The organism is Tenacibaculum agarivorans (genome assembly GCF_001936575.1).
In the GTDB taxonomy this organism is placed as follows: Bacteria; Bacteroidota; Bacteroidia; order Flavobacteriales; family Flavobacteriaceae; genus Polaribacter; species Polaribacter agarivorans.
In genome coordinates, this window is the sequence record NZ_MSMP01000009.1 from 81,714 (window position 1) to 96,388 (window position 14,675).

13 protein-coding genes are annotated in these 14,675 nt (G+C 30.1%); 5 read left to right on the forward strand and 8 right to left on the reverse strand.

Annotated features, from left to right (window positions below):
- The first annotated feature begins 4 nt into the window (after window positions 1–4).
- The 5 genes from mutL to BVC87_RS08690 all read left to right on the forward strand — a co-directional run bounded on the left by mutL (window position 5) and on the right by BVC87_RS08690 (window position 5,950).
- Window positions 5–1,852: a DNA mismatch repair endonuclease MutL gene (mutL, locus tag BVC87_RS08670; protein ID WP_075341972.1), complete on the forward strand. Its 1,848-nt coding sequence runs from the start codon at window positions 5–7 to the stop codon at window positions 1,850–1,852.
- 3 nt (window positions 1,853–1,855) lie between these two features.
- Window positions 1,856–2,581 carry a rhomboid family intramembrane serine protease gene (locus BVC87_RS08675; RefSeq protein ID WP_075341973.1) on the forward strand — a complete coding sequence of 242 codons (726 nt, stop codon included), beginning with the start codon at window positions 1,856–1,858 and terminating at the stop codon, window positions 2,579–2,581.
- Between the two features lie 5 nt (window positions 2,582–2,586).
- Window positions 2,587–3,438: a rhomboid family intramembrane serine protease gene (locus BVC87_RS08680; RefSeq protein WP_075341974.1), complete on the forward strand. Its 852-nt coding sequence runs from the start codon at window positions 2,587–2,589 to the stop codon at window positions 3,436–3,438.
- Window positions 3,439–3,443: 5 nt separating this feature from the next.
- Window positions 3,444–4,466 carry an endonuclease/exonuclease/phosphatase family protein gene (locus BVC87_RS08685; RefSeq protein WP_075341975.1) on the forward strand — a complete coding sequence of 341 codons (1,023 nt, stop codon included), beginning with the start codon at window positions 3,444–3,446 and terminating at the stop codon, window positions 4,464–4,466.
- A gap of 344 nt (window positions 4,467–4,810) precedes the next feature.
- Window positions 4,811–5,950 carry a geranylgeranyl reductase family protein gene (locus BVC87_RS08690; protein WP_075341976.1) on the forward strand — a complete coding sequence of 380 codons (1,140 nt, stop codon included), beginning with the start codon at window positions 4,811–4,813 and terminating at the stop codon, window positions 5,948–5,950.
- A 55-nt stretch (window positions 5,951–6,005) separates the two neighbouring features.
- Here the strand turns inward: BVC87_RS08690 and BVC87_RS08695 are convergent, their stop codons facing one another.
- From BVC87_RS08695 to BVC87_RS23085, 8 genes are all read right to left on the reverse strand, one after another.
- Entirely contained in the window at window positions 6,006–6,635 is a 630-nt protein-coding gene (locus tag BVC87_RS08695) for a class I SAM-dependent methyltransferase (protein ID WP_075341977.1), read from the reverse strand.
- 6 nt (window positions 6,636–6,641) lie between these two features.
- Window positions 6,642–7,790 carry a DUF3419 family protein gene (locus BVC87_RS08700; protein ID WP_075341978.1) on the reverse strand — a complete coding sequence of 383 codons (1,149 nt, stop codon included), beginning with the start codon at window positions 7,788–7,790 and terminating at the stop codon, window positions 6,642–6,644.
- A 184-nt stretch (window positions 7,791–7,974) separates the two neighbouring features.
- Window positions 7,975–8,340, reverse strand: coding sequence for a hypothetical protein (locus BVC87_RS08705; RefSeq protein ID WP_075341979.1), 366 nt, complete (start codon window positions 8,338–8,340; stop codon window positions 7,975–7,977).
- Between the two features lie 245 nt (window positions 8,341–8,585).
- The gene (locus BVC87_RS08710; RefSeq protein ID WP_075341980.1) at window positions 8,586–9,191 is read right to left on the reverse strand and encodes a hypothetical protein; all 606 of its coding nucleotides are present in this window, start codon (window positions 9,189–9,191) and stop codon (window positions 8,586–8,588) included.
- Window positions 9,192–9,194: 3 nt separating this feature from the next.
- Window positions 9,195–9,917 carry a hypothetical protein gene (locus BVC87_RS08715; RefSeq protein WP_075341981.1) on the reverse strand — a complete coding sequence of 241 codons (723 nt, stop codon included), beginning with the start codon at window positions 9,915–9,917 and terminating at the stop codon, window positions 9,195–9,197.
- A 149-nt stretch (window positions 9,918–10,066) separates the two neighbouring features.
- Window positions 10,067–11,098 (reverse strand): hypothetical protein, encoded by a 1,032-nt coding sequence (locus BVC87_RS08720; RefSeq protein ID WP_075341982.1) that lies wholly within the window; start codon window positions 11,096–11,098, stop codon window positions 10,067–10,069.
- 71 nt (window positions 11,099–11,169) lie between these two features.
- Entirely contained in the window at window positions 11,170–12,585 is a 1,416-nt protein-coding gene (locus BVC87_RS23080) for an eCIS core domain-containing protein (protein ID WP_083629356.1), read from the reverse strand.
- A 99-nt stretch (window positions 12,586–12,684) separates the two neighbouring features.
- Window positions 12,685–14,427, reverse strand: coding sequence for an eCIS core domain-containing protein (locus BVC87_RS23085; RefSeq protein ID WP_083629358.1), 1,743 nt, complete (start codon window positions 14,425–14,427; stop codon window positions 12,685–12,687).
- Window positions 14,428–14,675 lie beyond the last annotated feature (248 nt).

Here is a 14,675-nt window from a genome sequence, read left to right on the forward strand (position 1 = left end):
TTTAATGTCAGATATTATTCAGTTACTTCCCGATCATGTTGCGAATCAGATTGCAGCAGGTGAAGTTGTTCAACGTCCAGCCTCAGTTGTAAAAGAATTGTTAGAAAATTCAATTGATGCTGGCGCTACTTCTATTACTTTATTATTAAAAGATGCGGGAAAAACGCTAATACAAGTAATTGATAATGGAAAAGGAATGAGCGTTACCGATGCTCGTTTATGCTTTGAAAGACATGCTACATCTAAAATAAAAGACGCTAAAGATCTTTTTAATCTAAATACTAAAGGATTTCGTGGAGAGGCCTTAGCTTCTATAGCTGCTATTGCGCATGTTGAACTAAAAACGAAGCAAGAAAATGAAGAGTTAGGTACCTGTATTAAAATTGAAGGAAGTACTATTACAGATCAAGATGTAATATCTACCGCAAAAGGAACAAGTATTGCTGTTAAGAATTTATTTTATAACATTCCTGCACGTCGAAATTTTTTAAAATCAGATACTGTTGAAACACGACATATTATTGATGAATTTCAACGTGTGGCTTTAGCACATCCGGAAATTTCATTTTTGCTACATCATAATGGAAATGAAATTTATCATTTAAAAGAAAGTAATTTCCGTAAACGAATCGTAGGTATTTTTGGAGCTAAAATGAATGAAAAATTAGTTCCAGTAGAAGAGCAAACTGATATTATGGTGATTAAAGGTTTTGTAGCGAAACCTTCTTATGCTAAGAAAAAAAGAGGAGAACAATTCTTTTTTGTTAATGATCGATTTATCAAGAGTTCCTATTTAAATCACGCTGTAAATAATGCTTTTGATGGTTTATTAGAATCAGGGTCACATCCTTCGTATTTCATCTATTTTGAAGTACCTCCTAATACTATCGATATCAATATTCATCCTACAAAAACTGAGGTAAAATTTGATAATGAAAAAGCACTGTATGCTATTTTAAGAGCGACTGTAAAACATAGTTTAGGACAATATAGCGTTGCTCCAGTATTAGATTTTAACAGAGATGCTACATTAGATACTCCATATGATTTTAAGGATAAACCTGCAGTTTCTACTCCAAAAATTATCGTAGACCCTACGTTTAATCCTTTTAAAAATGAAACTACTCAAGTTTCAACACCTAAAACGAGTAGCCCAACTCCTAAAACAAGCTTTAAAAGCGATTACAAAGATTATAAAAAAGATGCTGGAAGCTGGGAATCTTTATATGTAAATACCCATCAAGAAGTTCAACAAGAACAATTATTTGAAAGCAAACAAGAAACTGAAACTGGAAAAACGTTTCAGATTCAGAAAAAATATTTGCTAAGTACTATAAAGTCTGGTGTAGTTTTAATACATCAGTCCTTAGCACACCAACGTATTTTATACGAAGAGTTTTTAACGAATATAACTGTTAAAGATGCTAATAGTCAGCAATTATTATTCCCTATAAACATTTCTTTTCCTTCATCAGACATAGAAATGATTCAAGGAATTAAATCGGATTTGGAAAGTGCTGGATTTGTATTTAATGAATTTACAAATGAAAGTGTAGTTATTGGAGGAATTCCAACATCTATTTCTGAAAGTCAGATTAGTTTGATTTTAGAACAGTTATTAGACGATTTAAAATTAGAAGTGCCTGAAACTAGTTTTAGTCATTATGATGTAATGGCTAAATCATTTGCTAAATCACTAGCTATAAAAACAGGTACCGTATTATCTATAAAAGAACAAGAAACCTTAGTAAACAATCTATTTTCTTGTAAAGAACCTAACGTTTCCCCTATAGGAAAACCAACGTTTAAAACCTTAACTTTACAAGAAATTGATACTATTTTTAGTAAATAAACTATGCAAAGATTAACAGAAGCCATAAAGCACCTGATCATTATAAATGTAATTATGTTTATTGTTCCACAGTTTTTAAACTTGGACCTTACAAATATTCTTGCTTTACATTTTCCTAAGAATGAGCATTTTGGAATTTGGCAATATGTAACTCATATCTTTATGCATGGCGGATTCTATCATATTTTATTTAATATGTATGGATTATGGGCTTTTGGAACACCTTTGGAACAAATGTGGGGAAAAAATAAATTTCTCTTTTTCTACTTTTCTGCGGGAATTGGAGCTGGTTTGATTTACACCCTGGTAAATTATTATCAATTTAATGGGACTTATCAACAACTGATTAGTATGGGACTTTCTGCTCAAGATATCCAAAACATCTTAACAACAGGAAGTTATAATGAAAACATAATCTCATTAAGTAATAAGCAAATGAGTGAATTTTACTCTCTTTACCATACACCAGCGGTTGGAGCTTCTGGGGCAGTGTATGGTGTTTTAGTTGCTTTTGCTCTTGCTTACCCTAATGCTAAATTGGCTTTAATATTTTTCCCAGTTCCTGTAGCAGCAAAATACTTTATACCATTGATTTTAGCAGGAGATCTATTTTTTGGCCTAACAAAATATTCTGTTGGAAACATAGCTCACTTTGCCCATGTAGGAGGAGCGCTGATAGGTTTTATTATAGCTTGGTATTGGAAAAAAAATCAATTTAGAATACATTAAACAGTATGGATAATCTTAAAGCACACTTTTTAAGAGCCAGCATGGTAGAAAAATTAATCTACATCAATGTTGCTATTTTTATTTTAGAATTGATCCTATCTTCTTTCTCTGGTCTATATGGACCAAGAACAAACTTTATAGAAGTATGGTTTGCATTACCATCTAACTTAAGTAGTTTTTTAAGTAAACCTTGGACTATTGTATCCTATGGTTTTTTACATTCAGGCTTTATTCATATACTATCTAACAGCATTTGGTTGTATGTCTTCGGACGTTTATTTATCGAATATTTTACCGAAAAACAAGTATTAAGTTTCTATCTATTAGGTACTTTTTTTGGTGGATTGGCCTTTTTATTTGCCATGAATTATTTTCCTGTATTTAGTGGTTCTAAGCCTCCTATAGTTGGTGCTTCTGCTGGAATTTCAGCTATTATTATAGGTATTGCAACTCATATTCCTAATTACCAGTTACGTATTCCACTAATTAATGTGTATATAAAGGTTTGGCATTTGGCTGCTTTCTTTATTTTAATGGATTTAATTAGTCTTTCTGGTGGTAACGGAGGTGGTCATTTTTCTCATTTAGGTGGTGCTTTATTTGGATTTTTATATGTGCATTATGCTAGTAATAAAGAGTTAAATTTATTTTCTTCATTTCAAAATCTTTTTAAACCTAAAAGAGCACCTTTAAAAACAGTACATAAATCTGGAAATGTAAAACCTAAAGGTACTTACAGTACAAAATCTGAAAATCAACAAAAAATAGATAGTATACTAGAAAAAATAGGAAAATCAGGTTACGATTCTCTTTCTAAAGCAGAAAAAGATTTCTTATTTCAACAGGGAAAAAAATAAACTAAGTGCGAAAAAAAAAGAAAAATTCTTTACTAGATAATTTATTCTATTTTATCAATGTTATTGTAGCTACTGCATTATCATTGTCGTACTTTCTGGCCTTTATTTCTCCTAAAACTGTACCTGTTTTTTCTGTAGCTAGCTTAGCTGTTCCCTTTTTAATTATTATCAATTTATGTTTTTTTGTGTATTGGCTTTTCAAATTGAAAAAACATTTGATTTTATCAGGTCTGATCTTATTTTTAGGCTGGTTATCCTTACCTCCTTTCGTTAAATTTTCTTCTAAAAATACTGCACGTAATACTGATGTAAAAGTAATGAGTTACAATGTACGTATGTTTAATATTTACAAATGGATTGATGAAGAAGGAATCAGTGAAAAAATAATTGATTTTATCACAGAAAAAGATCCTGATATCTTAGCTATTCAAGAATATCATCATTCAGAAAAGAGGGATTTACATTTTCCATATTCATACTACGTGCCTAAATCGAAAAAAAACAATTTTGGTTTAGCTATTTTATCTAAATACAAGATTATCAATAAGGGATCTCTAGACTTTGAAAACAGTGCTAACAATGCTATTTTTATTGATATTCTAAAAGATAAGGATACTGTTCGTATTTATAATCTACACTTGCAATCCTTAAAATTGAATCCTAAAAAAGAAAATTTTGGTGAAGCAAATTCTGAAAAATTAATTGGTCGATTAAAGGATGGATTTCAAAAGCAAGCTTCTCAGGTGGAGCTTTTCTTGCAACATGAAAAAGATTGGAAGAAACGAAAAGTAATTTGCGGTGATTTTAATAATACTGCATTTTCTTGGGTATATCGAAAAATATGTAAGAACAAAAAAGATGCTTTTGATGTTGCAGGTTCTGGTTTTGGAAAATCGTTTAACTATTTCTTTCCTATGCGTATCGATTTTATTTTAACCGATGAAAAAACTACCATCAATAATTTTAAAACCTATACACCTAAACTTTCTGACCACTTCCCTATTATGTCTAGAGTAAATTTTGAATGAGCTGTATGTAGTTAAAAGTTGTATTTAGCTATTAATATAATTGGAAGATTAAAAAAACAGATTGCTTCGTGCCTCGCAAAGACATTTTTCACGAAGTTTTAATCATAAATCATACAATCTTCAATTAAATACTACATAAATCTAAAATTGCAGGTCTATCATTTTATTTCCAAAATTTTGAATTGAGTTTATGATTTAATGAATCCAGTAAAACATGTCTGATTCTTTTATTCTTCTATAGAGAATTTATTAAGGGCTTATTGCATAAAGTTTATAACTAAAATAACTTTCAACTTATATGATTAATACTATCTTAGCGCTCTAATTAAATTCTATAGTACTCTATGAAACATTTTGAAGTAGCAGTTATTGGTAGCGGACCTTCTGGAGCATCTACTGCTTTTCATTTAGCAAAAAAAGGAATTTCTACTGTTATAATAGAAAAAGAATCACTTCCTCGTTATAAAACTTGTGGTGGTGGTTTTGTATATCGTGGTCGTAAAGATTTACCTTTTGATATTGATACTGTTGTAGAAAGAGAGTTTCATACTGTAGATATTTATTTAGGAAACACACTACATTTTCAAACTGTTAGAAAAGAGCCTACAATTACAATGATTATGAGAGATTCTTTCGATCATTTAATTGTAGAAGAAGCTAAAAAACATGGAGTTACTTTATTAGAAAACAATAAACTTACCGGATTAGTTTATGAGGATGGTAAAGCTATTTTAACTACTAGTGAGACTCAAATTTCTGCTGATTTTGTAGTAGCTGCAGATGGAGCTTTAAGTCCAACCGCAAAAATGGCTGGTTGGAATGAAGAAACTAGAAAATTAATTCCTGCTTTAGAATATGAGGTTGAAGTTTCTGATGAAGATTTTGACCGCTTAAAAGATTTAGTTCGTTTTGATATAGATGCTATTCCTTATGGTTATGCTTGGAGTTTTCCTAAGAAAAATCATTTATCGATTGGAGTTGCTTCTACTAAGAAAACTCGAATCAATCTAAAGAAATATTACCAAGAATATGTAGAGACTTTAGGTATTAAAACTATAGTAAAAGAGTCTCAACATGGATTCCAAATTCCTATTGCTCCAAGAACTGATGGTTTTGTAAAAAATAATGTGTTCTTAATTGGTGATGCAGCAGGATTTGCCGATCCAATTACTGCTGAAGGTATTTCTAATGCTATTTATAGTGGTGTTTTAGTTGCTGAAGCGATTAGTGAGAGTGAAGGACAATTGGAAAAAGCTACTGCTCTTTATAATGAGAAATTAAACGAGAAACTAGTTCCTGAAATACAAACAGGTTTATGGCTAGCAAAATGGTTCTATGAACAAAAAACTGTTCGAAATATTCTATTAAAAAAATACGGTCAACGATTTAGTGATGCTATGGCAGATATATTCCATGGTGAACGCTCGTACCCAACAGATATTAAACAGGCCATTACTAGAAAGATTAAAGAATTAGTGTTTTAACCTCGGAGCTGACTGTAAGTCTGAAGTTTGGGATACTTTTTAATTCATTTGAAATTTATGATTTCTTTCCTATATAGGTAAAGTACTCCCAAGTTCCTATATAAGCATTGTATACTTTGTTATTCACTGTAGTGAATTTACCTTCTAAAACTGGAGTAAGATGACGCTCCATTCTTACATGATGATTTCCCATATGATCTCTAAACCATTTATGTTTAGAATTGTAAAAATCTACAACAGCTATATATCCTCCAGGAATTAAATCCTTATATGCTTGTTGAATCATATTAGAAAACTCAGGATTCACCATAGTTAACATGTATGAAAACAAAATCACATCGGGCTGATTATTTCCCAAAACATCTAATTCGCCATAAGGACTTTCAATTAATTCAATATTTGAATACGAACTCAGTTTCTTTTCAGCAATAGTAAGCATGTCTTTAGAAACATCCATTCCTATGATTTTACTCTCTGGAAATCGTTTACTCAGATTTTTTAAATTATAACCTGTTCCGCATCCAATTTCTACAATAGTTTTTGGAACTGTTACCTCTGCGATTTTATCTATAATTAATTTTCTTCCAAAAAGAAAAGACCATCGTGTGGCATCGTAAATTGTGGATTGGAATTGGTAGTAATTTTGAATTAGCTGACTTTGTTTTACCGAGTTTTCTACATTCATTTGTTTTTATTTTACAATTCCTAAATACACACTAGCATACGTTCCTACTCTATCTTCTTTATGCATTTTATCACATAGCTCTTTATCAAAATACACTTGTTCTTTTATGAATTCAGGAAAGAAGTCTATTTCTTTGGCTGCAGATCGCATTAAAATACGTGTTCCTGGTTGGCTGTTTTTTAAGATTAAACGCCATTCTTCTTCCAAAGCTGGAACATTGTTAACTGCAAGCCAATCTTGGTGATCTAATAACACATAATGAGAATAATTCCCTGGATTATTAATTAAAAAATCACTTAATGTTGATGTATAACTGTAGGCTTTACTTTCTTGGTTTTGAAGTTTTTCAAAGTTCTCTTTCTTCAAATATTCAGGACAACATTCTTTAGTGTAAAAACCTTTTAAATATACTTGATAGAAATAATTATCTCCAATATCTAATTTGGTAAAAACATTTCTTAAACACTCTCTTATATAGGCTACATTACCTCCTGAATAGCTTTCTTGTATTAAAGCTTGTTGTGCTTTTGGCACCCCTGCTAAATACATGGTAAAATGATTGTTTAATAAAAGAGAAATAAAAGGATTAAATATTTTTTCTTCCAATAAAGTATAATAACTCGCTTGTTGTGATAAATTATTAGAAGTCATAAATGACTCTAAGTTTTGCCTGATTTTTTTACTTGCATATAAATAATTTCTACATAAATATGCTAATACTCCTGATGCACCACGATAATAAAACGACTTTCTTTTTCCTCTTCCATGGAAGTAGTGAATATGCTCATCCCAATACTTTTGCGCATATTCTGGTAAACTTTCTCGTAAGAATTCTTCATAATATGATTTAGCACCAACATAGTTTCCCTCTCCAAAAAACTGAAAAAGATGTTCATGATCACCGTGTTTTAACATTTCTCGTTTTAATTCAAGTAATGCGTTTTGCCTAAAATTCATATCTACAGAATGAATTTCTGAAGGTTCATCTAATAGGTAATCTAATAAATTATCTCCTGCACTAGTAATCATAACTAGCTTACTATCATTATTCAATTTCAGTAATTCTCGATCACAACGCGGATCTTCCCAACAAGTATTATAAATTAATTTTTTTCCGTGTATTTGATGGAAAAACCAGTTTTGTAATCGATTCATAATTTTGATTTATTGTAATACTTGTAAAAGTAATTTTCGTAGTTAAACAAATTAATAATCAATAATTAAGTTTTTATGAACCTATCGTTAATTTAATTAGAATAAGCTATTTAAACTTTTAAATGAAAAAACCGTTTGATTTCTCAAACGGTTTAATATTTTAATATGCTAAGTACTTTATTTTTTAGACTTCAGATAAGTTTTTAGACTTTACATAGTTTTCAACTTCATCGTGAGGAATTTCTTTCACTGGAATGGCAAAATCTCCATTAGATCCAGAAATCACAATTTCCTTTCTGAATTCACCTTGAAAGCTTCCTCTTACTTTATAATGGCTTGTTCCTTTTCCAATAGGTCCTGTCCATCCCATTGCATCTATTTTTAATCCTCCAACAAAGTGAGGATCTCTTACTAGATCAAATCCGTATGAATAATTTTGTGCATCTCCTTCAACATATACGCTGAAAAAACCTGGAGTTCTTAATCCAGTCCAAACATATACTGCTGAACATTGATCTTCTGTTACTGGTTGTTTACCGTAAAATCCCATAATTTTTGTTTTTTTTAATTTCCTACTCTTTTATTAGTTGGCTTTTCGGATTTCGCCTTGGTACTTAAAACAATGGCCATTGATTTTACGTCACTATCAAATTTCTAAATTAATAGTGTAGATATGGTAATTTTTTCCTTAAGAGACTCATATTTAGACTTAGAAGTATTCTTTTCCTATCGTGAGTGAAGCATTAAACTAGCTTTAGAGTTAGAATGTCAAAAATTATATGGAGCTAAAAAAGACTATTCAAAATTCTGGTTATCAATATCTTTATTTTTCTTTTGGCTGTACTTATCTCTATATAATAATATGAGATTGGAAAAAGAAATCATAAAAACAGCAGAAAACAAATAACATAGAAATAATGAAATCATTAGTTCTACTCTATTCCAACTGATGCTAGCTTTTGTCCATGCTTTTTCCGGATCTCCTAATAAAATTAGCATCTTTTCTTTTTTATCCGGCAAGAAACCATGGGCTTCTTCAAAGATTGCAAATGGATTTTTCTCCAACAATTCATTTCCTATTACAATATCTTTTTCCAAATACGGTAATGTATTTGTTCCTCTTAAATAATGATATGTAATATAGGTTCCTATAAAAAGTGTAAGAAAAATTACTGATAAACGCATCCAAACAGATATAACTTTATTTTTTAATGAAAATAAAATCATAAAACCAGCAAGAATAGTAGCTATAAAAATTCCAAATTTCATAAAAGATGCTGTGCTTTCTTCTGTTGAATTCCAAGACGGTAAAGGAATTACAAATGCACTAGTTACTGTAACAATCCATGTACTTAATAGTACAACTTCTTTCCAGATATCTTTTAACTTCGATACTACCATCTGCTATTTTTTTGGTGCTTTTAAAACCAATACTTTCTCTTTATCTTCTCCACTAAATGTAATTAAATGTAATTCTGGTTCCCCTATCCTATCTTCTTTTTCTAACCAGAAAAGATAATATCCTGGCACAAAATCTTGTGTGGCTTGCTGGGTAGGCTTATTAAATCGGAATCGTTTTATATCTAAATTTCCTTCAAATGATAATTTGCCAAACACAAAAAAGCCATTATCTTCATTGGAATCTACAATAACTCTTACTTTAGTATTAGCATCATTATTCTCACTTGAATTTATGGCCATTTCTTTAGCTTTATAATCATAATAAATTCCTTCTAAAATCTTTTCTTTTTTTATAATATGCTCTTCAGCGGCGATTTTCTGCAACATTTTTTGCGTTTCTTCTAATGATTTTAAATATTCAGGAGTTAATGCATTTCTATCATTACAACCTTCCAATAGATAAAATAACTCTTTCCGCTTATTTTCTACATTAGCTATCGTTTTTAATATTGATGATTTTGTTTGCGTTCCTATTTCTATTTCATCCTCAATAGTATACTTTGATTTTTCCTCTTTTATAGCTCTCTTTTTTATACTCTTTAGTGTTTTTTTCGTTTGTGACGCTATTGCTGTTAAAGCTAAATTGTCTTTAGAATAATAAGTTGATTTACAAGACACAAGACTTACAACTGTAATGATTGTTAAGAGTTTATATATTTTCTTCATCGGAGGACTTGTTTATTAGTATTCGGTATATTATTACAAATTTGTTTTTTATTTGTTAAAGATACTATAACAATACTGACAAAGGCTTGCACTTTACCGACTTTTATTCAAAATAGGAAGTATTAAACACAAATAAGTTTTAGTTCTATTTAGTTATTCTTCTTCTTATTCCCTAACAAATTTTCAATGTTATATCTAGTCTTACCCATGAAGTCTTTTTGACTATATCTTATTTTTTCATCAAAGATTTCTCTATCAATAAGTGTGTAATTTGTTCTCTCAAAATCTGGTATGGTATCTTCATAATCACTTATTTGTTGTATATGCGCATTACCTACTTTCCATATGCCTTTAAAATTTTCACCTTTTTGCGCTGCAAATCGCTGCATATGTTGTCCTCTTCGTACACTGTAAGAATTTTCTTCATCTTGATAAGTATTCTTGTTATCAAAGAAGTATGCTGCACTTAATGGTACATTTCTATTCTCTTGAATATTAAATTTATTTACCTTTTCTTCTAATATTGGCTTCAAATGTTTTACATGCCTATCGAATCTAGTATTTGATGCTTTTATTAAACCGTCAAATAAGTTACGATTCGATCTTAAAAAAGCACTGAACTCAGCTAATTTATTACCATCATCTAAAGTAGTGTTATCTTCAAAATTTACAATTTCATTTACTTTATCATTTAAGAATTTAGCATTTGATTTTATTAATTTCATTCCTTTATTGATCTCTTCTGCTGTTGTAGCTCTCTGATACACTTCAATAACAAGTAGTAGAAAAGATAATTTATCTAAATAATATAACGTTGGAGAATCACCATAAAAAATAATTTCAAAACCATTTTCATACTGTAATTCAGGTTCTAGCCAATAGTTTTTTCGTCTACCTTTAAATTTATTATTGGTATATTTTCGTTCAGCTTCTCTTACATTTTTAGAGTATTCATGATCTTCTCCAATAATATTCAATTTATTTTTATCTATCTTTTTATCTAAGGGTTTTAATTGTACGGTTTTATTATTGCTACTTCTCATTACAGTTTGTAATGTACGTTGCTCCATGATATTAGGTCTATTGTTAACTATTGTAGCTTGTTCGCTAAAACTAGTTTCTTTCCGTACACGTTGTACTGTTTTTTGTTGTTCTTTACTATTTTCTGAAGGTACTTTCATTTTGAATATTTAGCAAAAATCGTTATTGGAAATACAAATTGAAACCTCATACAATTGTGATTGTTTCACTTCTATCTTTTCCAAACTTTCTTTTCTTGTCCAGTTATATCTTTAGCATAATTCTTCACGAAATCTTCATAGGTCACAATAATAACTTCCTCATCTACATTACCTAATTCTTGTAGTATATCTTGAATATGACTATCTCCTACTTTCCAAATTCCTTTCATTCCTCTTCTAGCTGCATTTTTTGCCGCTTCTAACATATAGTCTGATCTTCTTTTAAAGTATCCGTCCCATAATACATTTAAATCACCTAATTGGTTTAACTTTTTCTCCTCTATTTCTTCTACCATGCTGTATAAATCTGGACACCAAGTTTCTAACTCTGTATACTCAACTTTACCTCCCAATATTGATGTCATTACTTTAGATTGTACTTTCTTTTTAAACCTGTTAAAAGCCAACATGAGTTTACTCAATTTCGGTGACATTTTAAGATTCTTTTTCGAAAACATCCTATTCTCAATATCAATGACATTAAAAGCTTCTGAAACTTGTCCTATTAAGAATGACACAGTGTGTTTATTTTTCTTATCATCTAATGAGGATTTTTCAAAATCATAAAATATACTCGCTAATCGAACTATTTTACTTTCAATTCTAAGATCCCAACTATCTCCTGGGTGTCTCTCATCCATATCGTTTACAAAAATAAAACCATATTCTTCATAATAAGGTAGTCTATACATATCTACTAAATGCGTTGCTTCTTCTTTTCTCCAAGGAGTTGAATAATAGTAGTCATCGGTTTTTTTTATATCTGATTCATCTCCATGTACTTCTCCCACTATATTGAACTCATCAGAGATAATAGTTGGACTTTTTCTCATTTTCATTTGTGCTACTTTGTAATCACTTTCACATGATTTTGGATTAGGGTTCCTCCCATACATGTCTGTTTTTCCGCTGTACAATGCCTTGGTCCCCATTACATCCGCTTCTTTTTCTAATCCAGCATCGTCATTAATATTGACTTTACTTTTAAGCTGTCTAGTAGGTTTTACACGACCTTGTTTTTGCTGTACCACATGCCAAGCTTCATGAGGTAAATACTTTTCTTGTCCTGGTGCTAGATGAATATCTGTTCCTTGTGCATAGGCATGTGCTTGCAATTGTGCTGGTTTACTAGAATTATAATGTACTTTTACATCATCCATACTATATCCAGAAAGGTTTTCTATACCTGTTTTTAAAGTATCGGGTAAGCCTATGTTATTACTTTTTCTAAATTCTTGCTGGTTCTTTTTTTGTTGAATAATTGATGTATTGTTTGACGAATTATTCATATTCTTTAGAAGCTTACGTTGCACCATATTGGAAGTTCTATTATCCACTATTTCTACTTCTCCACCAGAATTGATTTCTTGTACTACACGTTGTACTATATATTGTTCTTCTTTACTGTTTTCTAATGATGTTTTCATTTTTTATAATGTTTATTAAAATGAATGTTATCTGGATTACAAACTACCTCTAAACAAAATGCCTTGACTTTTTTTTATTACCAATATTACTAAGACACTTTATATCTCTTCTTTTCTTTGTAAATACAATGCTTTATCTTGAAGGAATTTATCTATATTTTCATTATGATTTGATAAAATATTTTCTGTTGCTTTTATTTTTTTATTCAACTTATCTTCTTGTTCTCGTTCATATTCACCAGACTCTATTGATCCGATTTCGTACAACTTTTTCTTCTTTTTCTTTCTATTAGCGAGAGATATATTAAAAAGACCACCAAATTTAACTCCCTTTTTAGCTGGTTGCTCTTTCTCTACAGTAACTTGCTTAGGTAGTTTTTCTTCATTATCACTATTTACATGGGTGAATATTATATTTTCTGATGGTAAATCAATGGGTTTATTTCTAGAGCGTTTATGTTTTCTAGTTTTCTTTTTTGGCAAATTAGGTGATTTTTCTTTTTTAGGAGTTTCTGTTTTATCTAATAACTCATCTACATCATTAATAAAATCAAATTTTGGTCTTTCCCAATCATATGCGGCATTGGCTTCTATTACAACTTTAGTATTTATATCTTCAGCAACAACTATCATGTAATGATTACCAATTCCTCTTTTTTGCCCGGGAAGTCTATTGGTAACGATTTTTCCAAAGTCTTGACAAATAATTGAGCCTATTTTTACAAGTCTTGATAAATTTTCTATACCATTTTTATGCATCCACTCTTTTATTGTATCGGCATCAATATCTATAAATGATGTGTTTATTACGCCTCTACAATCGTTTATATTTTCTTCATTCATTAAAAATTGAACTTCGTTTACAAAATTCATACAACTATTTTTTAATATCAATCCAAATTCTGATTCATTATCCTCTTCTAAGATCTTTTCAAGTTGTCCCAAATATTTTATTAATTCTGTATTCATTTTTTTTAAGTTTTCTCCTTCATAAGATTTATTTATATAATCCACATTTATTAATCTTACATTAGGAGTCCAAGTACATAATTCTTCTCCTTCAATTATTTCCTTACCTTTTGTATACAATGATTTTGGCCTAGGTCCTTCAGCTGTAAATTTGCTATACAGAACTTCTTCTTGACCAGCTATAATCATATAATTATTATTCTCAGACCATACTAATTCTCCAATTTTAGCATTTGATGATTTTACCGTGAATTGTATTGAAGTATTGTCTAAATTTATTTTTTGCCCTTTTTTATTCAATATAGCTGCATGGAATGAATCATTATTACTTGTATGCATTGCCTTTTCCCCCATTACATCTGCTTCTTTTTCCAACCCTGCATCATCATTTATATTTACCTTACTTTTCAATTGTTTAGTAGGTTTTACTCTACCTTGTTTTTGTTGCACTACATGCCAAGCCTCGTGTGGTAAGTGTTTTTCTTGTCCAGGTGCCAAATGAATATCAGTCCCTTGTGCATACGCATGTGCTTGTAATTGTGCTGGTTTACTAGAGTTATAATACACTTTTACATCATCCATACTGTAGCCTGAAAGATTTTCAATTCCTGATTTTAATTGATCTGGTAGTCCTGTATTATTGCTTCGACTTTGCTCAGCAACCTTACTTCGACCGTGCTCAACACTTGTTTTCTTTTTCTGAAGAATTTGATTTTCTGAAACTGAGTTTTGAATAGCTGATTTTACTTTTCTCTGTTGAATAATTTCTGGTCGATTATCTGAAATAATAGCTCTTCCTCCTGAATCAGACTCTTGCCTTGCACACTGTATTGTGCTTTTTTGTGATTCTTGATTTGTATCTTTTGCTTTCATTATTTTTTGATGTAATTGTTTACGTCTTTTCGAATGGAATACAATGGAATGAAGAAATATGTTTATCCTGTACTTAAACATATTTCTGAAATCCAATCTAAAGATTACTTCTTCGTTTCGCTTATCGTAATGACGTTTTACTTTACGTATGCCATTACAATTGAAACTTCATGGGACAAAGTATATATTCGTTTACTTTATATTTCATATTGAAAATCAATAAAAATTTGTCTTTTAAAATGTTCTCC

Coding starts and splice junctions, on each gene's coding strand:
- BVC87_RS08695 (WP_075341977.1), bottom strand. CDS start 6,635: ATGAATGTAGAAAACTCGGTAAAACAAAGTCAGCTAATTCAAAATTAC.
- BVC87_RS08700 (WP_075341978.1), bottom strand. CDS start 7,790: ATGAATCGATTACAAAACTGGTTTTTCCATCAAATACACGGAAAAAAA.
- BVC87_RS08720 (WP_075341982.1), bottom strand. CDS start 11,098: ATGAAAGTACCTTCAGAAAATAGTAAAGAACAACAAAAAACAGTACAA.
- BVC87_RS23085 (WP_083629358.1), bottom strand. CDS start 14,427: ATGAAAGCAAAAGATACAAATCAAGAATCACAAAAAAGCACAATACAG.
- BVC87_RS08715 (WP_075341981.1), bottom strand. CDS start 9,917: ATGAAGAAAATATATAAACTCTTAACAATCATTACAGTTGTAAGTCTT.
- BVC87_RS23080 (WP_083629356.1), bottom strand. CDS start 12,585: ATGAAAACATCATTAGAAAACAGTAAAGAAGAACAATATATAGTACAA.
- mutL (WP_075341972.1), top strand. CDS start 5: ATGTCAGATATTATTCAGTTACTTCCCGATCATGTTGCGAATCAGATT.
- BVC87_RS08675 (WP_075341973.1), top strand. CDS start 1,856: ATGCAAAGATTAACAGAAGCCATAAAGCACCTGATCATTATAAATGTA.
- BVC87_RS08705 (WP_075341979.1), bottom strand. CDS start 8,340: ATGGGATTTTACGGTAAACAACCAGTAACAGAAGATCAATGTTCAGCA.
- BVC87_RS08680 (WP_075341974.1), top strand. CDS start 2,587: ATGGATAATCTTAAAGCACACTTTTTAAGAGCCAGCATGGTAGAAAAA.
- BVC87_RS08690 (WP_075341976.1), top strand. CDS start 4,811: ATGAAACATTTTGAAGTAGCAGTTATTGGTAGCGGACCTTCTGGAGCA.
- BVC87_RS08710 (WP_075341980.1), bottom strand. CDS start 9,191: ATGGTAGTATCGAAGTTAAAAGATATCTGGAAAGAAGTTGTACTATTA.